Genomic DNA, 26,169 nt, shown 5'->3' with positions numbered 1-26,169 from the left:
ATAAAAAATGAACAAACAAGTGCCGTTTATCACTCTGTTCTGGCTAGCAGGGTTAAGTATGCTGGGCTTTTTAGCCACTGATATGTATCTGCCCGCTTTTGAAGCCATGCAAGTCGATTTTGCTACATCGTCCGCAAATATTGGGTTAACCTTAAGTATATTTTTGCTTGGTATGGCTTGCGGTCAACTGGTTTATGGTCCGCTGTCCGACCGCGTTGGCCGTAAGCCTGCGCTATTGATCGGCTTGCTTCTTTATATTGTCGCGACTGTCGTATGCCTTTTTGCGAGTAATATTTATCTGCTACTCGGTGCACGTCTTGTTCAAGCATTGGGCGCATGTAGCGCGATTGTGATTTGGCAAGCGGTGGTCATTGATCGCTATGAGGGTAAACTGGGTCAGAAAGTGTTCGCCACTATCATGCCATTAGTTGCCTTATCTCCAGCTCTAGCACCATTATTAGGTGCCTACTTGCTCCAGCATTTTGATTGGCGCAGTATTTTTGTGGTTTTATTTGTACTAGGACTTGTTTTCGTTGCTCTTACTCTACGTGAAAAAGAAAGCTTAGCTAAGCCAGTACAAGACACTAAAATTATTGATAAACTTAAGAGTGACTACCAACAAGTTTTTAAATCAAAAAAATTCATCGGTAATATGCTCATTTTCGCGGGTTGTTCCGCAGCATTTTTTGCCTATCTGACAGGGTCACCGTTCGTGATGTCCGCCATGGGTTATACCGAAGCGGATATTGGTCTGAGCTATATTCCACAAACCATTGCTTTTGTCGTCGGTGGTTATGCCTGTCGTCATGCCCTCAACAAGCTTAAAGATCACAGTATCTTGCCTTGGCTGCTTAAGCTGTTTGTCATCAGTGTCGTGGTTATCTTTTTGATCAGCTGGCGTACCGATGTCACCAACATCTGGGCAATTTTAGGTCCGTTTTGTTTCCTCGCGGCGGCGAACGGCGCCATTTACCCACTGGTCGTCAATCGCGCATTGGAAGATTTCAAATCCTGTAGCGCGACCGCTGCGGGGCTGCTGAACTTCTTGCAAATGATGATCTGCTTCTTGGCGAGCGCCGTGGTGTCTGCGTTTGCGGCCTCCGGCTTGATCGCCGTCACCACCGTCATGCTATCAACCTGCGCGGTGGTCATTATTGGCTTTGGCTTGGTCTGGCATGCAAACCGTCAAGCGCAAACGCTAGCAGCCGCGTAATACCACTGATTTTAGAGACTAAAAAGGCGTCTTTCGGGACGCCTTTAAGTGGCTTATTGCTTATCCGCTGGACTGCGGCATCGCGCGAGAGATGATCGCGGTCATATCAATGTGCGAAGGGAGCGTACCATATTGATGATATTCTGACGTTTCGACACGCGCTTGCACGAAGGACTCGGCAATGTCTGGTTCTCCATAACGCAACAGTGTCGCAGCTTGCCACAGTATCGCCATTTTCTCTATCACTTGGCGAGCACGATAAGCTAACATCTCAGCATTACCTAGGTGTCGTTCCAGAAGATCTACCGCTCTATCAAAAGCGTCATTCGCCCCTGTCGCACAGCGTAATTCTGCAATGAAGACCGATAAGGTATCCGGCTCTCGAGTCAGCACTCGGAGTAAATCCAAACATTGCACATTACCCGATCCTTCCCAAATGGCGTTAACAGGGGCCTCACGATAAAGCCGACTGGCGACATTTTCGTTTACATAACCCACCCCACCCAAGCACTCCATCGCTTCGTAGGTATGCTGTACCGCGCGCTTACAAATCCAATATTTACCAATAGCCGTGCCAATCCTAACCAAGGCGGCTTCATGTGGGTTATCCAGTTGTTCAAGCGCCCGAGCCAATCGCATGGAGAGCGCGAGCGCGGCTTCTGACTCTAAGGCCAGATCAGCCAAAACATTTTGCATTAGTGGCTGATGGTGCAAAGGTTTACCAAATACCTCACGACCTGCAGTATGCCAAATGGCTTCTTTGGTGGCTTGTGCCATAAGAGCGCTAGAGCCTATCATGCAGTCATAGCGCGTTAATGCCACCATTTGAATAATGGTTTTAATCCCCTTTCCTGGCTCACCTAACAGCCACCCCTGCGCATCACGAAACTCAATTTCCGAACTGGCATTTGATTGGTTTCCTAGTTTGTCTTTTAAACGTTGAATGTGAATCGGGTTTTTACTCCCGTCTTCTCGCCAACGTGGAACCAGGAAGCAGGACAAACCGTGGTCAGTTTGTGCGAGAACAAGAAAGGCATCACTCATGGGTGCTGAACAAAACCATTTATGCCCCACCAGTGAATAACGTTTACCTCCTCCGGGCGCTTCACAAGGCGTTGCATAGGTTGTATTAGCCCGCACATCCGATCCTCCTTGCTTTTCGGTCATTGCCATTCCGATAGTGACACCCGCTTTCTCAAACCAAGGAATGTTACGTCCATCGTAGCGACCACTCACGATTTTAGGCAGCCATTTTTCTGCGATATCTGCTTGAGCTTGTAATGCGGGTACGCTGGCAAATGTCATGGTGAGCGGACAGCCAGAGCCCGGATCGGCATGGGTGTGAAGAAATGCCATGGCAGCACGAACCACATGACGCCCCGAGGCTTTTTCACACCAAGGCATGGCGCAATGGCCATACTCGATAGCATGTGCCATGAGTTGATGATACGCAGGATGATAATCAACCTGATCAATGCGATAGCCAAAGCGGTCAACAGGCCGGAAAGTGGGCAGAAACTGATTAGCATCCATACCCGCCTCTAACAGGTCGCCGCCAATACGTTCACCAAACGAGGTTAAACGGTCTTTTCCCCATTGCCCGCCAAATTGCGCGACCCAATACTGTAAAATACGGTCCGCAGTGAAGGCATTATAATTTTCCAACGGCTTTGGTTGATTAAAAACAACATGTGTATCCGATTGATGGTTTTTGCTTTCCATAGCTTGTTGCGCTCTCCATGTCATTATCGAAAGTCATCATGTAAGTAGACGACGCGTTCACCTTTATGACTGTCACTCGTCCAAGACAAGGCTGCCGTTATCATCAAACTGCCAACAATCGCCATAAGCGACTTCCCAAAGGTAGTTATCCGGATCGGCAAAGTAGCCGCTGTAGCCTCCCCAAAAAACGTCTTGTGCGGGTTTAACAATACGACCGCCACATCGCTCTGCCAACGCCAACACCTCATCCACTTCCTCTTTGGACCGCGTGTTATGGGCCAACGTAATGCCACCAAAACCCGTCTCCGCCACAGCTGTGCCAAGTTTAATGTCATCAGCCAAGGCATCAATGGGGTACAGCGCCAAGCGTGTGCCTGCCGTACTAAAAAACACAATCCCCTCTTCGGGATGACTATGCGTGGGAAATCCCAACTGGCGATAGAAATCATAAGAGTGAGAGAGATCTGCAACCCCCAATGTGATGATACTAATTCGTGCTTCCATACCGTTGCTCCTTCGCTTAATCGGTAGGGGCATTACCTCGCTTCGATATCACACTGTAGCGTGTCAGCCAACCGGTAAGTGTGCGAATAATCACAGCCTTACAGAGTGCCTAACTGGACATGGCGCGTAATGTTTTTCAGTGTGACCCCTGCAGCTGCAAGACGAGATTGCATATCATCCAGTGCGCGCTGGTAGCCATCACTTTGCTCAAAGCTAGATAGCGTTTGCCTGTCTTTAAACATCAGCCGCACGGTTAAGCTTTGTGGAAAGCGTTGATAATTCACCTCATGCGTGAGCCATTCAAACCCCTCGACCTTTTCCATTGTCAACTCACAGACGTCAGTCAGTGCTTCTCGAATAGCTTTGTCATACTTCTTGTCTGTTTTTCGCATGATGCTTCTCTTCTACTGCTGGGTTTTCTTGTGTTTGGGATCCGTGCGGCTGTGCTCGACAAAAATCAGCTCTTCGGTGGCAAAGCCTCGCTGTTTCGCCGCTGCAATAAACTGCTCTTTCACGGACTCCGAGACAGTTGGCGTGCGCGATAACAGCCATAGGTAATCGTGGTCAGGACCCGAAATAAAGGCATATTGGTAATCATCATCCAAATCAAACACCACATAGGAGCCATAGAAAGGACCAAAGAAGGATACCTTTAGGTACCCCGTCTTATCGTTTTCAACGAAGTACGCCTTGCCTTCTGCCTCTTGCCATTGACCCTCTTCACGGCTGTAGCCACGATTAATCACTTTGACGCCGCCGTCTTCACGTAAGCTGTATGTTGCGGTGACATCCGATAAACCCCGCTCAAAAGAGTGATCCAGTCGCGCGACCTCATACCAAGTGCCTAAATAGCGGTTAAGCTCAAAGTCGTTGACGGGAGTGACTTGTTTCGGCATGCCTAAACACCCAGTTAACATTAAGGACAATAACCCAATCATCCAGCCTCTTTTCATTGTTATTCCCTCTTTAAATCCAACATGATGAGTCTTACTCAGCAACAGGTTTGATCGTTTACATGCTTTGTCAATTTTTGGTCAACTCGCTGTTTTTCTGCTTGCCAAGGCGCCAAAGTGGTGCTTATATAAGCGCTCTTTAGTCACAGAGGTAATCACAATCCATGGACAGCGACCGATGTCGTGTTATGCCCTCCCCCGCTTCCTTTAACGAGGAGGTAATCGTATGTTAACACTCTTTATGGAACCCCAAACCTGGGTGGTCTTTTTTACCCTTCTGACCCTTGAAGTGGTGTTGGGTGTCGATAACTTAGTCTTTATCTCCGTATTGTGTGAGCGTCTCCCCAAAGAGAAACGCCGCTTCGCGCGTACCTTGGGTATTGGTCTTGCCGTGATCAGCCGGATTGGCTTGTTGCTATCCATCGCTTGGGTCATGTCGTTGACTGCGCCACTGTTTACGATTGGTACGGAACCGGTTACCGGTAAAGACCTTATCATGCTGTTTGGCGGTGGCTTTTTGCTGCTAAAAAGTGCCAAAGAGCTGTGGGTATGGCTGGGTCATGGCGAACCCGTGAGCCACTCGACACAAGTACGCACCGGTATGGCAGTGATTTTGCTGCAGATCGTTGCGGTAGATGCGGTGTTCTCGATGGACTCAGTGATCACTGCGGTCGGTCTCACCCAAGATGTGCCCGTGATGGTCGCCGCCATTATTACCGCCGCCATCATTATGATGATCGCGGCCGAACCCGTAAATAATCTGGTCAGCCGTTATCCTGGGTTTAAAACCTTGGCCTTGCTGTTCTTAGTGCTACTCGGCGTGCTGCTGATGGCCGAAGGTGCTGGCATCCATATCAACAAAGGCTACGTGTACGTTGCGATGGCATTTGGTTTGATACTTGAGCTCTGCCACATTCGATTGCGTAACAAGCAGCGCTTGAACATCAAGCGTATTCGTCCGCACTTTTCGTTAAAAGTGTCACGTCGGATTGCTGACAGCCGTTAATTCTCAGGGGCCGTCGCCACACTCTTGATGGCGGCGGCCCTATCTTTAAACTGGATTTTTCCCACACAGCATTGACCCAATTGCGCATAGTGCGCTTGGACACGCGCCACGAGCTGCTCAAGTGGCATGACTTGCCCACTTGGCTGCCAGTGCTGCCCCCCGTCTTGGCTCAACCAGCAAATGCCTTGGCTATCCACCAGCCGATCGTCTTCAGTGATCACGCTGTCACTCAGCGCCTCAAGCGACGCCGAGTCTGACGCGTAAGATAGTTCGTCATCGCCATGCCAAATCAGCAGTGCTGGATATTCAAGAAACGCATTCATTGCTTGGGCTTAAACATGGCCAAATTGAGTTCAACAGACGGACCCATCCAACCCACGTGAGCCGTATGGTCAATGTAGTCATCGCCCGTCACGCCATGCAAAAACACGGTTAAATCACCGCGATGCACCTCAAGCCATGCCATCACCTCGTCAAACGCAGCCTTATCAAAGGCGATTTGGAAGCTCCATCTTGGGTGTGGGCCAACGCATTTGCGATGAAAGCGGCCAAGGTCGATGGGCAGTGACGATGCAGCGGCAGCCTGATAGATAATATCCGCCTGCGCTTCGGTCTCGGCCTCATAGTAGACATGCGCGTGGTAAGCCTGATGGACATTGGGAAAAGCGTGTAAAGAAGACATAAGCATCATTCGATTCAATACGGTGGAATTGAGAATAGTTTACGTGAAACCAAGGCAAAGAAATAGTGACGAACGGTGTGGCTATTTAATCATGGCGTTAGTCAATACAACATCATGTCATGATAATAAGAAAAAAGCGGCCGAAGCCGCTTATAAAGGATACTGCTATTTCGTTACGGTCACTTAATTTACTACTGAGCCATCAATGTTCCCCGGATTGAGTGCACCCGCAGCGCCAAACTCAACCGCTTGACGGATCATTTCAGCGTGCACGGCTTGCTCAGCAACTGCCTCCGATTGCGGGAAGATAAAGGTGCTATGGCTCGCGTTTTCCCCTTTAAAGGTGACAAAAGAACTACTCCCTGCCTGCACAGGCGAACCCGTATCCACTGCTTCGCTAGGCACTTTATCAAGGAACTTTCTCGCTAATGGCTCAGAACCAGCGAAATTATCAACGATGCCCGGAACCGTGTAGGCGACGTTGTTCGGTACCGTGTCATCCCCATCGACTTGTTGCATATAAATCGGCGTGGTGCTGCCATCAATATAGCTTGCATTTGTATAGGGATCGACGGTATCGAGTAGCGTCTGTGCGGCATAATTAAATTGCTGAATCACACCCTGAACCTCGGCTTTCGCACTTGCTGAGCCGGTTGACTCGAATGTCTCGTAACAGCTCACATTATTTTCTGCGCTATTATCGAGCGTGCAATTGTCACCGGCAAAGGTCTGATAGGCGGCACTGCCTTTAAAAGCAACGCTGTGCTTAATCAAAGGACCAAACTTGTCTGACCCGAGAAGCAAGTTAGCAATCTGCCCCCCAGAATTCGCCACGCTTAGCGCAGAGAAACCATAGTATGTGCCCGCCGCATTGTCACGGTTTGCCGCCGCAAACGCAGTGGTACCAACAATACCGCCCAGTGAATGACCTAGTAGGCGTGAATTCCGAATGTTTAGATCTAATACTGTATTTGTGAGGTTCGATTCATCGTTATGTAACGCTGCACGCACACCCATTAGATCCAGCGCACTCTGACGTACATTATCACGCGCCACGGCCAAGTTGTTAAGGTTCAGGTACGCTGTCACATCCACGTTGGCAGAGCGCTTCGCATCTAAGCTACGCTCGCCATGAAGCGGCAAATCAATCGCCATAATGGCTTGATTGGCATTGGCAAAGTTAGGCGCAAAGAAGTACGCATTTTCTTTTGCCGAGGTAATGCCGTGCTGATAAACCGTGAGTTGGGTATTGCTATCAACGGTTGCTGGTGTAAACAGCAAGAAGGGCACCTCTTGCACCGATTTAATCTGCGGCACTGGGCTGTAGCGGGTAATAATCCGCTCAGGGTCTAATTGACTGCCGTCGGCTTTGGTTAGCGTCACACCAGCCAACTTGAAAAGCTCGTTGACGATCTGTGATTTATCGTTACCGGTTAACACAGCAACATCGACACCCGCCTCAGTCAACTGCGCGGCAATGGTCGCTTTTTGCTCAGGGTCTTGCAGGGCATTCAACACCTTCGCCAAGCTAGGGGTGGCAGACTCAAACGGTTGGCTATTCCAGTTGCTATCCGTTTCCAAATAGTAAGGTAGCTTGATGGTGCCTTTGCTCACATTAACATTGACGCCGTTAAACGCTGCTTTAAGCGTCGCCTTAATATTATCGGCATCATTGGGATCGAAGTACTTGGTAAACTGGGCATCGGCGTCCAATGCCGTATCGTAATCCTGAGTGCCGGTAATATCGATGGTGTAGGCATCCGATAAATCAGCATTATTGGGGTTGGCGCCCGCTTTCCACACAGCAGCAAGGTTCCCTGCAGTTAAGCCATTTGCCGTCGCTAGCTTGGTGTAGTTTAAGCTGTCACCTACCGATTGGGTGGAGAACCAGGTGGAGTAGACGATGGGTGAATTAGCCCCCGCGGCCTGCGCCAGCTGTTCAACACCTTTAATAACCGTTGCCGGTTTTTCTAACGCAGTATCGGTATAATCTTTATTGGTCGACTTAAGCGATGCATAGCTCGTTGACGTACCGACGGGATTGCCATTGATATCCCTCATCTCATCGGTAATCACCACAATGTATTCACTGCTCGGTGCTAAGTCGCTAGTGGGTAATATCGTCAGTGTGTCTGTCGCCGCACTGGTGATAGCATTGAAATCGCTACCGAGCGTTAGCACCTTTTCTGGCCGCGGATTCTCCCCAGTCAGCGATTCAGTTAGCTTCACCAGATAAACACCGCCAGAGACAGGGCCATCGGCCAACCCCGCGCCTTTAAAGTCGAACACCAACGGCATGGTAGTCGACCAACCATCCATGGTATTCATCGCCGCACGCGGATTGCTTAGTGTATTATCTCCATCAGTGGGTAAATTTAAAGTGCCGTCGTTTGGGTTCATTAATAAAAAGGTGGGCACCGGGACAGATTGATTTTTCCCCTGTAAGGTAAAATCGATCTTGGTGTCACGATCAAGTAGGGCTTGGACCTCAGCATTAAAGTCAGGATTGGTCGAGCTGGTCTTATCATCCCCACAGCCTGCCAATAAAAGCGCAGCAGCCACTATCGATAACGAAAAAGAATGCTTTAACATGAACGGGCTCCCATTTTAAAAGGTATAATTGAGTTGCACTGCGCTTAAATACGCATCGCCTTTCGATGAAATATCTACAGGGCCGCTACCTTTACTCGTCTCTGTAAAGTTTCCATCACGGCTTCTAATCCAGGTAATCGCCGCATCAATGGTTAGATCTGCATTGTATTGGTAGGTAAAGCCAGTCGAATACCAATAACGGTCCGAATCAGGAATACTCAGGGTCGCTTTACCCGCTTTTTCATCAAAGGCGATCCCTGCGCGCCCCGTCCACGCATCATTAAACTGATAGGTACCGCCGAGTGAAAGGCGTACGTTATCTTTATATTGTTCGTCTTTATAAAAGCACTGGTTCGCTGTGCCATCATTACACTGGCTAGACGTTGCTTTTAGCTCTTTAAATGAACGCCAGCCTGTCCGTTTCCAGCTGTAATGCATGGCAAAGTCATCGGTTAACTGATGAAACCCTGATACTTCATAAATTTCCGGTAGGTCGAGCTCTAGATCACCCTTCCCCTTCGACGGTGAAGAGATCCCTGTGTCAAAAGTATTGAGATCACCGTCTTCAAATTCGAGTGCCACTTCAGAGCGGTAGCCAAATCCAATGCGATGATCATCATTAAAGTGATAGGTGGTGCCCACATTAAAACCATAACCAACTGCATCACCTTTTAACGACAGTAAGTTATCTCGCTTATCTCCACCCAGCGCAGCGGCTAATGCGCCTTTATATCGGGTGAGTTCTGCTTTGGCATATACCAAGCTTAATCCTGCGCCGACACTCCAATTGTCGTTCACTTGATAAGCAAGTGCAGGGTTTAGGTTTGTGGTCAATAAATCCGTATGACCGGCAATATCACCTATTTGAAGGTCATCCGGATAATCTGTTGCAACACCATAAGTGGTATATAAGCCGATACCCCATGCCCATTTATCGGTTTGTGGCGACACATAGTAAAACGCGGGCACGGCTTTGACCGGCGCAACGTCTTTGGCTTCTTCGTTATTGGTTTTATCTTTGATTCGAATATGGGGATCAACAATATGAATGGCACCGGAAACTTGGCGTTTTTCTAATAACATCATATTGGCCGGGTTTCGGGCGAGAGTGGATGCGTTATCAGCAATGGCGGCTTCGCCAGAATAAGCACGTCCAAGGCCAGTTGCTGAATGTTCAGCGACCTGAAACCCTGCCCCATGAGCTTGAGTCGCGGCGATAATGCCAACCGCTATCGTTGAGAGCTGCTTCTTGTTCACTAGTCGGACCTCCGAGGTCTCTTGTTTAGTCTTAGACTTGGATGTTATTTGTATGTAAACAGTATGTCAAACGATTGAATTATCTCGATCAATGACAAGGCTGAGGATTATAGGGCCTAGATCACAAAGTAAAAGTTGTTATTAATTGGTAAGACCAGTATGCCGAGATTGAGCAAAATCGACGCAGAGTTAGACTAAAACCCCATCAAAACGCGGTATTTTCAAAGCGTGAATAAGCGTAAACTCGACGGTAGGAGTACAACGTTCAATAACACAATGACAAAGGAGCCACCATGATTGAGCAAGGACAACCTTTACCGACATCCACACTCAGCGAACTCACTGCTGAAGGAATGCAAACCCACGATATCCCTGCCCTTTTCGCCAACAAGAAGGTTGTGCTGTTCGCGGTGCCGGGTGCCTTTACCCCGACCTGTTCAGAGTCACACTTACCGGGCTTTGTGGTGAAAGCGGATGAGATTAAAGCAAAAGGCGTCGATATGATTGCTTGCGTCTCCGTCAACGATGCCTTTGTGATGCAGGCGTGGGGCGAAGCACAAAACGCCAATCAGATTCATATGCTGGCTGACGGTGATGGCAGCTTTACCAAAGCACTAGGCTTGGAAATGGACTCAGGTAAGTTTGGGGGCATTCGCTCGCAGCGTTATGCGATGGTGATTGACAATGGCATCGTCACGCATTTGAACGTTGAAGCGCCAAAAAGCTTTGACGTCTCCAGTGCCGAGGCGATTCTCGCCCTGCTGTAGCGGTTAGCTGGCGGTGGCGTCTTCTCGCCACCGCTTCGTTATTTACACTGACTTTTCAGTGACTTTACGACGAAGTACATACTTTTGCACTTTGCCCGTCGAGGTTTTCGGGAGCGCGGTAAAGATCACCTTTTTCGGTGCCTTGAAGTGCGCCATTTGTTCTCGACAAAAAGCAATAATGTCTGCTTCAGTTACGGCTGATGCTTCGGTCGTTTTGACAAACGCACAGGGGACCTCACCCCACTTTTCATCGGGCATCGCAATCACCGCCACTTCTTCAATATCAGGGTGTCGGTACAGGACGTCTTCCACTTCGATACTGGAAATGTTCTCCCCGCCACTAATGATAATGTCTTTAAGTCTGTCCTTGATTTCGATGTAATTATCGGCATGCCATACCGCTAAGTCGCCAGTGCGAAACCAGCCGTTACTCATGGCATCTTCCGTCGCGCTCGGATTCTTTAGGTAGCCTTTCATGACGATGTTACCGCGAACAAAAATCTCACCCAACGTGCCGCCATCTTTTGCCACTGGTTTAAACGTCACCGGATCGGCAACCATCAGTCCACCTTGCATTGGGGCCCTTACACCTTGGCGCGCTTTCATGCGTGCTTTTTCTTGTTGCGAGAGTTGATCCCAGTGGTGTTGCCAGTCACACACCACACAAGGGCCGTAGGTTTCAGTGAGGCCATAAACGTGGGTCACTTCAATCCCCATCGCTTCCATCCCTTCAATCACAGAAGCCGGTGGTGCCGCCCCTGCGGTCATTGCTTTAACCGTATGGTGAATCTCAGCTTTTAGCGCCGGATCTGCGTTATTCATCATGTTCAGCACAATCGGCGCACCACAGAAATGGGTCACTTTATGGGTTTTTATCGCATCAAAGATAGGCTCTGCCCGCACATGCCGTAGGCTGACACTTACCCCCGCCGTTGCAGCCACCGTCCATGGGAAACACCAACCATTACAATGGAACATGGGTAGCGTCCAAAGATACACAGGGTGCGCATCCATATTCCAAGACAACACATTACTCACCGCATTCAGATGGGCACCGCGATGATGATAGACCACCCCTTTTGGGTTGCCGGTTGTGCCTGAGGTGTAATTGAGTGAAATAGCTTGCCATTCATCGTCTGGCAATGCGTACTGATAATCACAATCGCCTTGTGCTAAAAAAGTCTCGTACGTAATTTCACTGATACATTCGCCATGTGGATAGAGCGGATCATCAATCGCAATCACCAGTGGACGGTGTTTGATCATTTTTAATGCCCGCTTTGCGACTGCTGTCATCTCCTTGTCGACGATAAAAACTTTGCTTTCCGCGTGTTCAAGAATAAACGCGACGGTTTCCGCTTCTAGCCGAGTGTTAATAGTATTGAGTACGGCACCTGTCATCGGCACGCTAAAATGCAACTCAAAGACTTCGGGAAGATTGGGGGCCATCACCGATACCGTATCACCCAGTCCGATGCCGGCCTGGCTTAATGCCGAGGCAAATTGGCGACAACGCTGATCCACTTGCTGCCAACTCCAACATAAATGACCATGAACGCTAGCCGGATAATCTGGATAGACGCTAGCGGCTCGCTCGAGGAAAGAGAGTGGGCTCAGTGTTTGATAATTGGCTGGACTTTTGTCCAAGCCAAGTTCATAGATGTTACTGGCTGACATAACGCGCTCCTTGCTGACTTTGTCTAGATAACTAGATCAACCTAGCATGTCATCAAGCTTACGCTATACAACTTAAGTCGATATGGTGGCGAGAACACAAAAAGGCCCAGCAATGCTGAGCCTCGGTAATTAATGATACGTGAAGTTAGAAGTGTAATGACGCGCCAAGCACAACTTTGCGCTCTTCGCCCAACGTGGTTTTATTTTGTACACCACCGGCGAGATAGCTTTCGTTGAAGAGGTTTTCAACATTCACACTCAGTTTCAAGTCCGTTTGTTCACCGGCTTTGATAGTATGGCCCACACCTGCATTCACCGTGGTGTAACCTGGCTTATGATAAGTGTTTTTCATATCGCCATAACGGTCACCGACATAACGCGCACCTACGTTCACATAGGTTTGGTTATCGACATCATAGCGTGACCAAATGCTGGCGCCCCACTCTGGTGTGTCAGCAGGCTGTTTGCCATCGTTCGCCGGGTTGAATGGGTCTTCGATGCGCGCATCTAAATACGTCGCTGAGCTATGCACTGACCAACTGTCAGTCACTTGACCGGCAAGGCTGACCTCAACCCCTTTATGCGTTTGTTTACCTAATTGTGTGGTGCGTGAAGTGAGACTGCCTTGTCCGGTTATTGCCTCTTTGACCACTTTATTTTCTTGTTCAATTTGGAACAAGGCGGCACTGAATAACGCTTGGTCGTTCAGTAACGCTTGCTTGTAACCGAGCTCGTATAACTTACCTTTTACCGGATCCAGCGCCATGCCGTCATTGATATCGGTATCACTATCCACCGGGTTTTTCGGTTCAAAGCTCTCGGAATAAGTGACGTACAGGGTTTGTTCCGGTGACGGATGATACATTACCGCGGCTTTAGGCAACACGTTATAATACGTGTCCGTCTCGTTATCCTCGCGATCGTAGCGAAGCCCTGCAAGCAGCTGCCATTGTGGATTCAATGTCATTAAGTCTTGCGCATAAAAACCAATGGAATCAGTAGGATCAGGATCACGCGGAGTTGCTGTGCCATAATGGATGTCCGGCTCCGGATACGCACCACCAATCACGGCGGTTTGGTTTTTCTCCATCACACGCTGACCGACATAGTCATTACGCAGCGCATTGGAACCAATCAGCACTTGGTGATCGATATTCCCGAACTGAAATGCACCGGTGACATCAATATAAGCCGTATCCAGTACCCAATTGTCGTGACGGTCCATGGCAAAGTATTTGAACGATTGGGTATTGGCGTCATAGGTTTCACGCTGTCCAAATCCTTCATGGTAATGACGTTTATAGTCTTGGCGATTGTAGCCTGCTTTGACTTTCCAATCCGGCGTTAATTGGCTGACAATATCGACTCCGTAGTTCTCGACATCAATGTCCATGAACGACCAAGGTGCTTCCCAGATAAATTGGCTACCCAGTTGCGGTTTACCATTGATAATGTTGGCGCCGTTATCGCTGCTGCTGTCATCAATCACACGATCATAATGAAGAGAAAGCTGGGTATCGGGCGTGATGTCATAATCTAGCATCAAGCCTGCAATTTGACGATCGAGCTCAGGTTCACTGCCATCTAAATAGCGACGTAATGAGCCCTCGCTTTGCTTCGATAGCACCACCCGACCACGTAAGGTGCCGCTCTCGTTGAGAGAACCCGATGCATCGGCGACGGTGTGTTGATAATCGTTAGTACCGACTTTCTGGCTGATTGACGCTTGGAACGCTGCGGTTGGACGTTTGGTGACCATATTTACCAAACCACCCGGTGCGGACTTGCCATAGAGCAAACCTGCTGGTCCTTTTAATACCTCAACGCGTTCCATCAGCTCAACAGGATGACGATAATAAGACCATTGCTGCTGGCCATTACGCAGGTAGCCTGTTCCAGTATCAAGTTCAAAACCACGTAGCATGAAAATCTCACGATTGCGGTCCGTACCACCTACACCAATGCTGGCGTCATTTACCAACACATCTCCTAGTGTCGTGGCGTTTTGCTCTTGAATCAGCGTTTGATCCATCACAGCCACTTGGCCCGCTGTTTCTAGTTGGCTAACATCCATGCGCATTGCTGTTTCATTGCTATTGGCGTTGAAACGAGCCTGATGGCCTTCAACCACATAGACTTCATCAACCGGTTCTGTCGAGTTAGTTGCAGCTGCACTGGATAGGGGTGACAGCGCGACAGCCACAAAAACGGCAAGAGGGTGTTTTTTCAACATGAGACTTCCTGTAGCTAACGATTATTTGAACACACCGAAAAATAAACGATAACCAGTCTCATTTCTATTTGTTTTCACCTGTACGCAACTGATTGCACATTTCTTAGCCAGACTTGTATAGATCATGTTACAAAGACGCTAATTTTCATCAGCTTATTGATGATCCACTGTTTGATAATCTCGGCCTATAGCGCGTAACCAGCGGGCGAGATCTTGCGTGGCTATGACCCAAGTTTGATCATGACAAAAAGGCTGGCATTCCACCGCTTGGACTTGCCATATCGCATTCGCGATCACCAAACTCACGCGATGCTCAGGATCATTCATCACATCAAATACCGATACGGCACCTGATTGCGCTTGCAAATAGGTGTCGAGTTGCTGCGACGAGGCAAACGATAAGCGAGACGTGCCCAAGGCTTCACTCAATCCGGCTAAATTAACGGTGGCTTTGCCCGGTAACACCACCAAGAAAAACTGTTTACCCTTTCTGTCTTTCAACAGTAAGTTCTTGGTCGGGTTTGCATCAGTATGCAAACCGAGCGCGTCTGCTTGTTCACACGTATAGACAGGCTGATGGCGGTATATTTTTACTGAAATACCGTGCGCTTTGAGGCTTTGAAGCAGCGCAGCCTGTTGACCTGAAAGTGGTGGCGTCCCTGTCATAATCTTCCTTATTAGTTTGCTAGCTCGTCCCCATCCGTCCCTTACAGGCACAGACTGTTAGTTTTATCGTACGCCCAGCAAGCCCATATTCACTATTAGGCTTTCTTATGTGACTTAAGAATAATTAAATACACTTATTTAGAATAAAAATGTAACTTTATCGCAACGTTAATCACAAGGAGAGAAACATGGTACTCAAAGTGAGTTTTCACTCGGGTCGTCAAGTGACCTATCATCGACATGCTAAAACGCTACACGCTCACTTAGCGACGACCAAGCTGCCTACACGCTGGTCCAAGCGCCCTCTACACTCTGTGCGTAGCACGCGATAACGCATTACTCCGACTTAGGTTGATGCTGGGGCTGCGAGGTAACTGGCTGAAAGTACTGTGCACGGAGCGCTTGTAACTCACCACGTTGAGCCGCACTGTCCAAATACGCGTCAATCTGCGCCACTAAGTCATTCGCTTGTGGCGCATATCGGCTGACTTGAGCATGAAATGCTTTCGGATTAGGCAGCGCGATGTAAGCAATATCGCGTGAAAATTGATAGAGATCTAACCGTATCCCTCCTAAAACGGGCTCGATTTCACTGGCAAGAAAGCGACAACGACCCGCCTCTAACATCCGCAAGGCCTGCTGCAAAGTGTTGGCTTCAAACCTCGGTCGGGGGTTCTCGCCAAATGCGGCATAGTTATAGCCATTCACACCACAAACCGATTGTATCGCCGATAAATTCGGTTGTGCATGTGTGTCAGGAGCACCCACGTACAGGTAACCCAAAGATATAGAATAGAGTGGCTGCGTAAAGCGACTGTATTGCGCTCGCTCGGGTTTATAACTCGCATCCCAGGTAAGATCACAACGGCCTGACTCACGTGCCAGTTCATGTTGCACACGCGCCCAAGGCATAAATACCAGTTGATAGGCTATGTCGTTACGCTCTAATGCGGTGAGTACCAAATCTGTCGCATAACCTGTCAAGGTATCCGCTTTTTGCTGTCGCGTTTCTCCCTGCCAATAGGTGTATGGCGGCCAAGGGCTCCCATCACCCACACAAACCTTAAGCGGCTCTGATGTCGATGGCTCGGCCCATAGTTGAAAGGAGAAAAGAGTTAGCCAAATCGCAATGCACGCTTGTATCCAATGGGTCATCCAGCCACTCACTTTGTTGACTCGCTACGCTATCTATAAGACTAGCATGCCATCTCTATCGATATGCTCAGGCGCTTTGCTCGTTATTCGGACGTTTCAGTTAACGACAACGAAAGCGTGAGAACCGCATCTCGGCTGCGCCCTGTCTCCACGAATCCCAGCGCTTGATACAATGAAACGGCGGGATTTTCTGCAAAAACACGCAACGCTAAGTGCGCATAGCCAGACGTTTGCGCATAAGCGACCGCCCAATTGATTGCCTCGCGGCCGATCCCTTGCCGCTGCTTACTCGGTTCAATCTGTAAATCACGGATAAAAAGTGTTTCACCGTCTGCCTTCAAGCGAATGACGCCACAACGCTTTCGCTCATGGCGAATTTCATAATTATCAAAAACTCGCCAACTTTCCATAAACATCTGTGGATTCCAAGCGATCTTCCTCGCTTCATAGTAAGGGGCCATATTCTCTTGGATCAGCTTTTGGCTGTAATTCGCATCCGTTGTCGGACCAATCGCAACATCCATGTCGTTCTCCTCTTATCCACGCTTGGCTAAACGTGCTTTGACGGCACTTACACCTTGCCAATCTTCTAACTCTTGTTCGGGGTGCTCGGATCGAAATTGCTGATACAGCGCAATGCCCTGCGGATCTTCCAGCACATCAACCGTCACGCCTTTCTCTTTCAGCATCGTCTCGTTACCGCTCGCACTGGTGACATCCCCCACCACCACGCGAGAAAAACCGCGCATGCTGATCAATGCCGCGCAAACATCACATGGGCTTAAACTGGTAAACAAGGTTGTTTGGCTGAAGTCAATTCGCCCAGCATCACGTATCGCGGCCGTTTCGCCGTGATTGTAGGGGTGATTTTCTTGTACCAAGGTATTGTGCCCCTTACCTACGATTTGACGTGTTTCATTGTCAACAATCACCGCACCGATAGGGCACCCTCCTTCATCAGCGCTTTTTTGGGCCAACAACACCGCGATGCGCATCAAATCCGCATCGGTCAGTTTTTGGCTAAAGCTGTTATCCACCAGCACCGGCAAACTGCGCGTTGGCATATGCGCCACGGCACGCAGCGCCGCTTCCGTTACCGTGCTATTTGCATTGAGTAGCATCGACGTTCTCCTTATTCGGCTTCGCTGATGACACTGACCTGAGCTAATCCACAAGATCATCAATTTACCACCAATGAATGAACCAAACAGTGATAAGGTTTGTATTGGTCAGTTCGATATTTGTTATTGGTTAAATCAACCTTTTGCGCCTTCGTCTGTACTTATAAGCCAAGGGTGGTGACAGCAATTCTGTTCAGGGATTTTTATGATAAAACGTTTAATTATTATGTTAGTCGCATGTGGCCTCGTTTTTGGGGGAATTTTTGCTTACAAAGCAGTAGGCAATCATTTTATGAACCAATTTTTTGACAACATGCCTGCCCCTACGGTCACCGTGACGGCCACTACAGTCTCAACCCACCCTTGGCAAGAACAACAAACCACCATTGGCAGTTTTGCGGCCATTAATGAAACCCAGCTAACTACCGAGGCAAGCGGCATCGTCAACAATATCTTGTTCGACAATGCGACATCGGTGAAAAAGGGACAATTACTGGTCACCTTGGATGCCAGCGTTGATGAGGCAGAATTACGTCGACTCGAGTCCGTGGCAGAATTGGCACAACTTGAACTGCGGCGTTATCAGCGGCTATTTAGAGATAAAAACATCTCCGAGTCAGAGCTAAAACGTAAAGAAAGTGAAGCCAAACAAGCAATTGCCGCTGTCGACAGCCAAAAAGCGCGCATTGAGCAAAAGTCATTAACCGCGCCTTTCGACGGCATCATTGGCATCCGAGAAGTCAGTCTTGGCCAATTAATGTCCCCGGGGACAGCGGTTGCGACACTCACGTCAGTGACCCCGATTCACCTAAACTTTACCCTGCCCGAGCAGCAGCTCAGCACGCTGAAAAATGGTCAAACCGTTTCTGCCACGATTAGCGCACAGCCTGACGAGGTCTTTACCGGTACAGTGACTGCAATTTCGCCGGTTGTCACGCCATCGAGTCGCAGTGTCGACATTCAAGCCACCTTTGACAACCCAGATGCCGTTTTACGGTCAGGTATGTTCGCACGCGTGAGCCTTGATCAAGGTGAAGAAACGCAAAATGTCTTGCTGGCACCACAAAGCGCGATTCAATTTAATCCGTATGGCAACGCGGTATTCGTGATCCAAGAGCAAGACGATGCATTGACGATACAACAGCGCTTTGTGCAAACGGGCGCGCGCCGCGGTGACATGATTGTGATTAAAGACGGCCTTCAACCCGGTGACCGTATCGTTACCTCCGGCCTCCTCAAGCTCCGTAACGGTAGCAACATCAAGGTCAGTGACAATGAGCGTGTTCAGCCGAGCGAAGATCTTGATCCCAACGTTGTGAATCAATAGGAGCGATTCGATGCGATTTACCGACGTCTTTATCAAGAAACCCGTCTTGGCCTCCGTAGTGAGCCTATTCATTATCTTGCTCGGCTTACGCGCCATCACCGACATGAATGTGCGTCAATTCCCCGAGATCAAAAATGCAGTGGTCAGTGTCTCTACCACCTATATCGGTGCAGATGCCGACTTGATCCAAGGCTTTATCACCACGCCGCTGGAGCGTGAAATCGCTGCCTCAGAAGGGATTGATTACTTAGTCTCCACATCAACCGCCGGTGTGAGCACCATCGAAGCCTATTTGCGCCTTGATTACGATCCGAATGAAGCACTCACGCAGATTGCCGCACAGGTGAATAAGGTGCGCTCAGAGCTCCCTGATGATGCCCGTGAGCCCGTCGTCACCCTGCAGGTAGGGGAAACGGTCGCAGCGATGTACCTCGCGTTTTATTCTGACGTCCTCACTGATAATCAAATTACCGATTACTTGGTCCGGGTGGTCGAGCCACAACTGTCGACGATTCCCGGCGTGCAGCGTGCTGATGTGTTGGGTGCCAGTAGCTTTGCCATGCGAATCTGGCTCGACTCGGTCAAAATGGCCGCGTACGATCTCACCGGTACGGATGTGATTACCGCCCTGCGCAGCAATAATGTGCTTGCGACGCTAGGGCGCACCAAAGGCCAAGACGTGGCGATTGATTTAAACGCCGCCACCGACATTCATGACGTGAAACAATTTGAAGATCTGGTGATCAGCAGTGATGGCCAATCTGTTGTGCGTTTGAGTGATGTGGCGACCGTTGAGCTCGGCGCGGAAAGTTACCAAACATCGGTTAACTTTAACGGGCTCGATGCCACCTTTATCGGCATCGAAGTCTCGCCAGATGCCAATGCGCTGGATGTAATTGAGGCGGTGAATCAGGTGTGGGATGCCGACATTACCACCCAATTGCCTCAAGGGTTGTCAGCGTATATCGCCTATGATTCAACCGAGTATATTGATAATGCCATTGATGAAGTAGTGATATCGATTATTCTCGCCTTAGCCATCGTAGTCTTTGTGATTTATGGCTTTTTAGGGTCGTTACGCTCAGTGGTCATTCCTGCGGTCGCGATCCCCGTATCGCTCATCGGCACCTTCTTTTTAATGTGGCTGTTAGGATTTTCCATCAACCTACTGACACTGCTTGCCATGGTGCTGGCGATTGGTGTGGTGGTTGATGATGCGATTATCATGCTTGAAAACGTGCACCGCCATATCGAAGAAGGTAAAAGCCGAACACAAGCTGCGCTGGAAGGCGCGCGCGAGCTGGCGTGGCCGATTATCACCATGTCGACTACCTTGGTCGCGGTGTTCCTGCCCATCGGCTTTGTCGGTGGCTTAACCGGGGTGTTGTTTATTGAGTTTGCCTTTACCCTCGCCGCGTCGGTGATCTTATCCGGCGTGGTGGCACTCACGCTCTCGCCCATGATGTGTGCCTATGTCCTCAAGCCCTATCGAGCGGACAAAGCGACCCAAGAGCGCTCCCTTGAGCATTGGCTGGATAAGCAGTTTGACCGATTGCATCATCGCTACCAACGCACACTCCATAGCTTGTTGAATACCAATGCGGTGATCCTCACGTTCGGCGCGATTGTTTTAGTGTCTTGCTATTTCTTGTTTATCACCAGTCCCTCTGAGCTTGAACCCGCTGAAGACCAAGGGTTTGTGTTCTCCATACTCGAAGCCGACAGCCAAACCACGCTGGATGCGTTGTCTGCCAGTACCGACGAATTAAACCGACTGATTGACGATGTACCTGAAATCGACAACGTCTTTATTATCAATGGCTCTGGCGGCACCAATAACGCAATAGCCGGTATTGTACTCGCGCCGTGGGATGAGCGAGAGCGCAGCACTCAAGCGATCTTGGAAAACGAAATTCAGCCCTTTATGGACAGCCAACCGAGCTTAAGTAGCTTTGCCTTGGTGCCCCCTTCACTGCCGTCTCCGGGCGGCGGCACGCCGGTTGAATTTATTATCGGCTCAACACAACCCTTTGAAGCGATTAATGAAGTGGCGAACAATATCGTGGGCAAAGCGATGCAGACTGGGCGGTTTATCTTTGTCGATACCGATCTGAGCATTGACCGCCCCAAACAAACGGTCAAGATCGACCGCGAAAAAGCGGCTTTGATGGGCGTGAGCATGCAACAGCTTGCCGCGGATATGGGCTCACTGTTATCTGGGGCGGATGCGGGACGCTTTTCACTGGAAAACCGCTCTTATCGAGTAATCCCCCAAGTGGCGCGGAGTGAACGCCTCACACCGGGACAATTGCGCCAGTTTTACACTCGCAACCAAGACGGTGAATTAGTTCAGCTGTCAACGTTAGTGACCTTAGAAGAAAGTGTGCAGCCTCAAGCATTACGCGGTTTTCAGCAGCTGAATGCGGTGAAGATTTCCGGTGTACCGCGTCCTGGTGTCCCCTTGGGGGAAGCGCTGGGTGTGCTCGAAGAGATTGCAGCAACAGAATTGCCAGCAGGCTTTAGTGTTGATTATGCCGGACAGTCACGCCAGTTTATGAGCGAGGGCCAGCAACTGGTCGTGACCTTCTTCTTTGCTTTGATTGTGATTTTCTTGATCTTGGCGGCGCAGTTTGAGTCGTTTAAAAACGCGATCATTATTTTGGTCACCGTGCCAATGAGTGTCTGTGGCGCGCTGATATTTATCAGCCTAGGGTTTACTACCTTGAACATTTACACTCAAGTTGGCTTGCTCACTCTCGTTGGTCTGATTGCTAAACACGGGATATTGATCGTCGAGTTCGCCAATCAGCTCCAGCAAGAAGGACGGACCAAACGTGAGGCGATTGAAGAAGCGACCGCCATCCGTTTACGCCCTATCTTGATGACAACGGCAGCGACGGTGCTCGCCATGATCCCGCTATTGATTGCCTCAGGAGCCGGTGCTGGCGCCCGTTTTGCCATGGGGCTAGTGATTGCCAGTGGGATGACACTGGGCACCTTGTTCACCCTGTTCGTAGTACCTGCTATGTATCTGTTCTTAGCCAAAACCATCACGCCGGCATCCACCGAGTTGTCGCCAGCGCACACGCATCATAGCGATTAATCGAAAAATCGCACCCATTGGGGCCACTGCAACGTGGCCCCTTTAGTCTCGGGAAACAGCCCTTTGATGTCCGGTTACACTCTAGGAGGACATAAAACGCGCGAGAACAAATTCCACCAGCAATCGAACACGCAAAGGCACTTGTTCTCGGTCTCGATAGAGCAAAAATAGCGTACGCGCTCGACTGCACCATTGCGGCAACACGCGCTGTAATTCGCCCTGTTCTATCAAAGGTAGCGCGGAATAATCAGGAATATAGCCGATGCCAAATCCGGCTTGCACGGCATGGGTTAACATTTGAATTTCATCCACTTCGGCACGTATGCCCGTGGTGGCTTGATAATCAAACGCTTCCCCCGTTTGATGGTGTGTGAGCTCCCAAACCGTCATCGGATGACAAATCACCACCGGCTGACCACTCAGATCATTGGGTGAGCGCACGTCGTGATAATCACTGTCAGGACTGGCACACAGAATGAAGTGAATATCGGTGAGCGGCCGTGCAATCCACTTTTCTACTACCGGATTCCCGACCCGAAACACCACATCCATGCCTTCCGCTTCAATATCTATCAAGCTATTGGAAAAGTTAAGATCCAGTTGAATCTCGGGGTACTCACGCATAAAGTCGAAAAAGACGCGGCGTAAAAACTGCTTACCGGCATTGATCGGTGCGCTAATACGAATTTTTCCTTGGGGGTGATGTTTCTCACTGACGAGATCATCATTGAGTGCCTGCAACTCATCGAACAACCCTGCGGCACGTTCAAAATAGCGATGACCAATTTGAGTCAGCGAGATACGATGTGCATCACGATTGAGTAAACGCAGAGCAAGATCTTGTTCAAGCTGGCGAATACGACGACTTAGGGTGGATTGCGGCATGGCAAGCTGCTGCGCCGCGGCTTTAAAACTCCCCAACTGCGCCACAGTACAAAAACAGCGCAAATCGTCTAACGAATAGCTAGGTTTCATATTTGGAATCTACCGTTCTGATATTGCCGGTTTATTCATATTTTGAAACTTATACACTAGCGCACATCACTCAACAAGTCAGGTCTTGCTATGACAACTACTGCTTCACTATGGAAAGCCGTTGCCCTTCTCATTTTATGTGCCTTTTTTTGGGGTAGCACTTTTCCTATTGGTAAAGATGCGCTGAATGAAGTGAATGCGCTCACCTTGGTCTTTTGGCGCTTTGCCGTCGCCGCAATTTGTCTAGGCTTTTATCTCAAACTCACCCGTACCCGCATCCCTACACTCAGCGCCAAGCAGTGGCTGTGGGCGACTACCGTCAGCGCCGTGGGGATTGGCGGTCTTAACCTCTGTTTATTCACTGGGCTCGAGTACACCCAAGCGACCAATGGGTCATTAATCATGGCGCTCAGCCCGTTGGTGACTTCACTTATCGCCTGCATCGCGATTCGCGCATTGCCACGTAAAGGGCAAGTTTTCAGCTTGGTGGTGAGTTTATCGGGCGTGCTCGTGGTGATCACCAATGGGCAGTGGCAGATGCTCAGCCAATTAAACTTTAACCAAGGTGATCAGATGATTTTCACTGGCATGTTTGCATGGAGTGCGTACACCTTCTTCAGCCAAGGCATTGGCCGCTGGATGCCGGTGATCCCCTACACGTTTTTGGGCATGCTCAGTGGTGCGACTGTGATTGGCATCATGTGTGCGCTTACCCCAAAGGTTCATCCATTTGGCGAAGTCTTGACTGCAAGTCCGCTGGCCGTCTCCGAACTCCTGTATATCGGTGTGCTGGGTACCGTCGCTGGTTACTTACTCTGGCTCAACGGCGTGCGCCATCTCGGCTCTGCCAATGCAGCACTCTTTTTTAACTTTGTGCCTGTGTTCGCGGTACTCACCGCGTTTTTGATGGGACAAGCCGTGAGCCAACTTCAGGTGGTGGGCATTGTCATTGTGATCGCAGGGCTGTTGCTGCCACGCCTTCCTCACCCACGCCACTGGCGCGTTGCTCGAACGACAAGCGAGGCTAAATAAAGCAGTAGCCTTTCCCGTGCGCAGTTTGGAGCCTTTCGGCAGGGAAGCCCGCATCGGCCAATTTTTTTCTGATCCGGCTCAGGTGCATATCCAGACTACGATCATCTGGCGCGAAGGTTTTCTTCAATACTTGGCGATACAGCAGCGGTTTACTGAGGGTCGTGTCTTTGTGCTGCGCAAGGAGCCACAGCAACTCAAATTGAAGCGGGGTCAATTTCACCGGCTGTTCGTTAACACGCACGCGGTGCGTATCCTTTTGCATCCAGAGATTATCGATTTGTAGCTGCCCGGACGTATCTCGCATCGCAGACGTTGCATGGCGACGGTGCATGGCGATCGCTGAGCGCGCTAGGCACTCTTCCAAATCAACGGGCGTCGATAATACATCATCAGCGCCAGCATTCAGCGCCGCGACACGGTCGGCCGCCGCTTGACTCGCCATTAACGCAATAAACGGGCATTGCTCACTAAGCCAGCGCAATGTTTTGGTTTGAGCACCACCTTCCGGCACCCAGCTGATAAGCTGAACCGTATCCCAATCCGGCATGACATCATCAGGCCCAATCACAGTGACATCACAGCCATACTCGCGTAGTTTCGCTTCGAGAATGGCGATAAATGACATATTTTCCGGACCACGCACGACGATGGCGGGTTTGGCTATCGAGAAATACTCCTCGTACATGGATACTGTCCTAGCTGAATTTGATAGCGGCGAAAATGCAGGGCCGCCATGTCATCGAAAGGCGGCCTTGCAAGGGCAAAGCGATATTGTCTTACAGCTTCGCTATTTAAAGCAACTGAGAGTACGACGCCATTGGACGTTTGGGTTCACTCATCGTGCTTAAATGCTGCGAATTTCACCTGAACCAGCCCCGTTTGAGCAGCAGAAACATTCGGCCTCAGACTTAAAACCGGTCGACACGATAAGGCTGCATATCAATTGATGTGTTCTCACCATCCATCATTTGTCCGATAAGTTTTCCAGTGACAGGCCCCAGCGTAAAGCCTTGGTGCCCGTGACCAAACGCGAGCCATAATCCGGGTTTATTCGGCGTGGGTCCGATGACAGGCTTCATATCCGGCATACACGGACGCCCACCTTTCCAAGGCGCCGTATCCACGCGAGTGCCCAGTGGATAGAGCTCGCGTGCTACCTTTTCCGCTGCCGATAATTGCCGCTCGTTCAAGGGAGCATCCAATGCTGTCAATTCTGCCCCTGTGGTTAATCGCACGCCCGCGCGCATCGGTGCGAGCAAATAGCCCACTTCAGCGTCCATAATCCAATGATTGAGCGGGGTGTTAGCGTCACCTTGGTAGTGCATGTGATAGCCACGTTTGGTAAACAAAGGTACCTCTATGCCTTGTTGGCGCAACCAGTAAGATGACCACGGGCCCATCGCCATCACAACCTGATCCGCACGAAGGCGCACGTGATCTGTTTCGATGACCCACTGTCCGTCTTCCTGCTTAAGTGCTCGCAAATTGGCACGCTTTATCTCTCCGCCTTTGGCGATAATATCGTCGGCGTAGGCTTGTACCAAGGCTCCGGGATCGGTGACAGTCCAAGGTTGTTTCCAATGAATTGCCCCCGCTAGCGGCGCGGCTAAATGCGGCTCCAACGTAGCGAGCTGCGCTTTGCTGATCACCTCATACTCCACACCGTAACTGGCATAGTCAGACGCGGCACGCGCGCACTCTTCATCCAGCGCTTTTTGGCTGCGGAATAACTTGAGGTAACCTTGCTTACGGATCAGTGAGGCCGCGCCCGCGGATGCGATCATTTCATCATGCGTATCGAGGCACTGCATGATTAATGCCGCATACTCGGGGACCAATTTTTTGTATTGGTTTTCACTCGAGTGATGCCAATATTGCAGCAATGGATGCGCGGCACGCAGAACACTGGTGGGCCGATAACGAATATCGACAGCACGATTAGGTAACACACGCAGCAAGGTGGCAAGGTCGCGCGGAAAGGCGTAGGGCCGAACAGCTTCACGCTGAATAATACCTGCGTTGCCAAACGACGTTTCTTGCCCAGGCGCCATTCTATCGACGACCGTTACATCGTAGCCACGCTTCAACAAATGCCAAGCAACAGACACACCGACCATGCCCGCTCCCAGTACCACCACATTTTTGGCCATTTTTTCACTCCCTGAACACGCCAAGTCATTTATC

At 49.9% G+C, this 26,169-nt stretch carries 23 protein-coding genes; 6 read left to right on the top strand and 17 right to left on the bottom strand.

All coding sequences use genetic code 11. The features are described 5' to 3' along the window. Window positions 1-7: 7 nt before the first annotated feature. A complete protein-coding gene (gene punC / locus BZG84_RS05050) occupies window positions 8-1,213 on the top strand; it encodes a purine nucleoside transporter PunC (protein ID WP_077678012.1) in 1,206 nt (401 codons plus the stop codon). 60 nt (window positions 1,214-1,273) lie between these two features. Here the strand turns inward: punC and BZG84_RS05045 are convergent, their stop codons facing one another. From BZG84_RS05045 to BZG84_RS05030, 4 genes are all read right to left on the bottom strand, one after another. Further along, on the bottom strand, window positions 1,274-2,935 hold the full coding sequence (locus tag BZG84_RS05045) for an acyl-CoA dehydrogenase family protein (protein WP_108743593.1): 1,662 nt from the start codon (window positions 2,933-2,935) through the stop codon (window positions 1,274-1,276). 72 nt (window positions 2,936-3,007) lie between these two features. Beyond that, complete coding sequence (locus BZG84_RS05040) at window positions 3,008-3,439, bottom strand: VOC family protein (protein WP_077479331.1); 432 nt, start codon at window positions 3,437-3,439, stop codon at window positions 3,008-3,010. A gap of 98 nt (window positions 3,440-3,537) precedes the next feature. Continuing rightward, window positions 3,538-3,831, bottom strand: a complete 294-nt coding sequence (locus tag BZG84_RS05035; RefSeq protein ID WP_077479330.1) for a hypothetical protein — start codon at window positions 3,829-3,831, stop codon at window positions 3,538-3,540. Window positions 3,832-3,843: 12 nt separating this feature from the next. After that, the gene (locus tag BZG84_RS05030; RefSeq protein ID WP_077479329.1) at window positions 3,844-4,392 is read right to left on the bottom strand and encodes a lipocalin family protein; all 549 of its coding nucleotides are present in this window, start codon (window positions 4,390-4,392) and stop codon (window positions 3,844-3,846) included. 226 nt (window positions 4,393-4,618) lie between these two features. On the opposite strand from BZG84_RS05030, the gene BZG84_RS05025 reads away from it, so the two are divergent. After that, window positions 4,619-5,398: a TerC family protein gene (locus tag BZG84_RS05025; protein ID WP_077479328.1), complete on the top strand. Its 780-nt coding sequence runs from the start codon at window positions 4,619-4,621 to the stop codon at window positions 5,396-5,398. Here the strand turns inward: BZG84_RS05025 and BZG84_RS05020 are convergent. The 4 genes from BZG84_RS05020 to BZG84_RS05005 form a co-directional block, all read right to left on the bottom strand. After that, entirely contained in the window at window positions 5,395-5,721 is a 327-nt protein-coding gene (locus tag BZG84_RS05020) for a DUF4144 family protein (protein ID WP_077479327.1), read from the bottom strand. The two genes, BZG84_RS05025 and BZG84_RS05020, sit on opposite strands and share 4 nt — an antisense overlap. Continuing rightward, a complete protein-coding gene (locus BZG84_RS05015) occupies window positions 5,718-6,080 on the bottom strand; it encodes a DOPA 4,5-dioxygenase family protein (protein WP_077479326.1) in 363 nt (120 codons plus the stop codon). The genes BZG84_RS05020 and BZG84_RS05015 overlap by 4 nt, the downstream gene beginning before the upstream one ends. Before the next feature lie 183 nt (window positions 6,081-6,263). Next, entirely contained in the window at window positions 6,264-8,672 is a 2,409-nt protein-coding gene (locus BZG84_RS05010; RefSeq protein ID WP_077678010.1) for a VolA/Pla-1 family phospholipase, read from the bottom strand. 15 nt (window positions 8,673-8,687) lie between these two features. Further along, window positions 8,688-9,929, bottom strand: coding sequence for an outer membrane protein transport protein (locus BZG84_RS05005; protein ID WP_077479325.1), 1,242 nt, complete (start codon window positions 9,927-9,929; stop codon window positions 8,688-8,690). A gap of 293 nt (window positions 9,930-10,222) precedes the next feature. Here BZG84_RS05005 and BZG84_RS05000 point away from each other — a divergent pair, with 293 nt between their 5' ends. Beyond that, on the top strand, window positions 10,223-10,696 hold the full coding sequence (locus BZG84_RS05000) for a peroxiredoxin (protein WP_077479324.1): 474 nt from the start codon (window positions 10,223-10,225) through the stop codon (window positions 10,694-10,696). Between the two features lie 42 nt (window positions 10,697-10,738). On the opposite strand, the gene BZG84_RS04995 is transcribed toward BZG84_RS05000, so the two are convergent. The 6 genes from BZG84_RS04995 to BZG84_RS04970 form a co-directional block, all read right to left on the bottom strand. Further along, window positions 10,739-12,373 carry an acyl-CoA synthetase gene (locus BZG84_RS04995; RefSeq protein ID WP_077479323.1) on the bottom strand — a complete coding sequence of 545 codons (1,635 nt, stop codon included), beginning with the start codon at window positions 12,371-12,373 and terminating at the stop codon, window positions 10,739-10,741. 145 nt (window positions 12,374-12,518) lie between these two features. Then, on the bottom strand, window positions 12,519-14,606 hold the full coding sequence (locus tag BZG84_RS04990) for a TonB-dependent siderophore receptor (protein WP_077479322.1): 2,088 nt from the start codon (window positions 14,604-14,606) through the stop codon (window positions 12,519-12,521). Window positions 14,607-14,759: 153 nt separating this feature from the next. Continuing rightward, on the bottom strand, window positions 14,760-15,272 hold the full coding sequence (locus BZG84_RS04985) for a prolyl-tRNA synthetase associated domain-containing protein (protein WP_077479321.1): 513 nt from the start codon (window positions 15,270-15,272) through the stop codon (window positions 14,760-14,762). Between the two features lie 336 nt (window positions 15,273-15,608). Then, window positions 15,609-16,427, bottom strand: a complete 819-nt coding sequence (locus tag BZG84_RS04980) for a substrate-binding periplasmic protein (RefSeq protein WP_077678009.1) — start codon at window positions 16,425-16,427, stop codon at window positions 15,609-15,611. 83 nt (window positions 16,428-16,510) lie between these two features. Beyond that, the gene (locus BZG84_RS04975; protein ID WP_077480143.1) at window positions 16,511-16,951 is read right to left on the bottom strand and encodes a GNAT family N-acetyltransferase; all 441 of its coding nucleotides are present in this window, start codon (window positions 16,949-16,951) and stop codon (window positions 16,511-16,513) included. A gap of 12 nt (window positions 16,952-16,963) precedes the next feature. After that, on the bottom strand, window positions 16,964-17,548 hold the full coding sequence (locus tag BZG84_RS04970; RefSeq protein WP_167370410.1) for a nucleoside deaminase: 585 nt from the start codon (window positions 17,546-17,548) through the stop codon (window positions 16,964-16,966). Between the two features lie 292 nt (window positions 17,549-17,840). Here BZG84_RS04970 and BZG84_RS04965 point away from each other — a divergent pair, with 292 nt between their 5' ends. Next, window positions 17,841-18,875, top strand: a complete 1,035-nt coding sequence (locus BZG84_RS04965; protein WP_241825753.1) for an efflux RND transporter periplasmic adaptor subunit — start codon at window positions 17,841-17,843, stop codon at window positions 18,873-18,875. Window positions 18,876-18,885: 10 nt separating this feature from the next. After that, window positions 18,886-21,978 (top strand): efflux RND transporter permease subunit, encoded by a 3,093-nt coding sequence (locus tag BZG84_RS04960; protein ID WP_077678008.1) that lies wholly within the window; start codon window positions 18,886-18,888, stop codon window positions 21,976-21,978. Window positions 21,979-22,059: 81 nt separating this feature from the next. Here the strand turns inward: BZG84_RS04960 and BZG84_RS04955 are convergent, their stop codons facing one another. Then, complete coding sequence (locus tag BZG84_RS04955) at window positions 22,060-22,953, bottom strand: LysR family transcriptional regulator (protein WP_077480139.1); 894 nt, start codon at window positions 22,951-22,953, stop codon at window positions 22,060-22,062. 90 nt (window positions 22,954-23,043) lie between these two features. Between BZG84_RS04955 and BZG84_RS04950 the strand changes: the two genes are divergently transcribed. Next, window positions 23,044-23,985 (top strand): DMT family transporter, encoded by a 942-nt coding sequence (locus BZG84_RS04950; protein WP_077480138.1) that lies wholly within the window; start codon window positions 23,044-23,046, stop codon window positions 23,983-23,985. Here the strand turns inward: BZG84_RS04950 and BZG84_RS04945 are convergent. Both BZG84_RS04945 and BZG84_RS04940 read right to left on the bottom strand, forming a co-directional pair. Next, complete coding sequence (locus BZG84_RS04945) at window positions 23,978-24,670, bottom strand: response regulator transcription factor (RefSeq protein ID WP_077480137.1); 693 nt, start codon at window positions 24,668-24,670, stop codon at window positions 23,978-23,980. The genes BZG84_RS04950 and BZG84_RS04945 overlap by 8 nt on opposite strands. Window positions 24,671-24,893: 223 nt before the next feature. Then, entirely contained in the window at window positions 24,894-26,135 is a 1,242-nt protein-coding gene (locus tag BZG84_RS04940; protein WP_077480136.1) for an NAD(P)/FAD-dependent oxidoreductase, read from the bottom strand. Window positions 26,136-26,169 lie beyond the last annotated feature (34 nt).

It is taken from the genome of Salinivibrio sp. PR932 (assembly GCF_001996125.1).
Taxonomy (GTDB): domain Bacteria; phylum Pseudomonadota; class Gammaproteobacteria; order Enterobacterales; family Vibrionaceae; genus Salinivibrio; species Salinivibrio proteolyticus.
The sequence above is the reverse complement of the archived record's forward strand: the minus strand, read 5'-3'. Positions and strand labels throughout refer to the sequence as shown.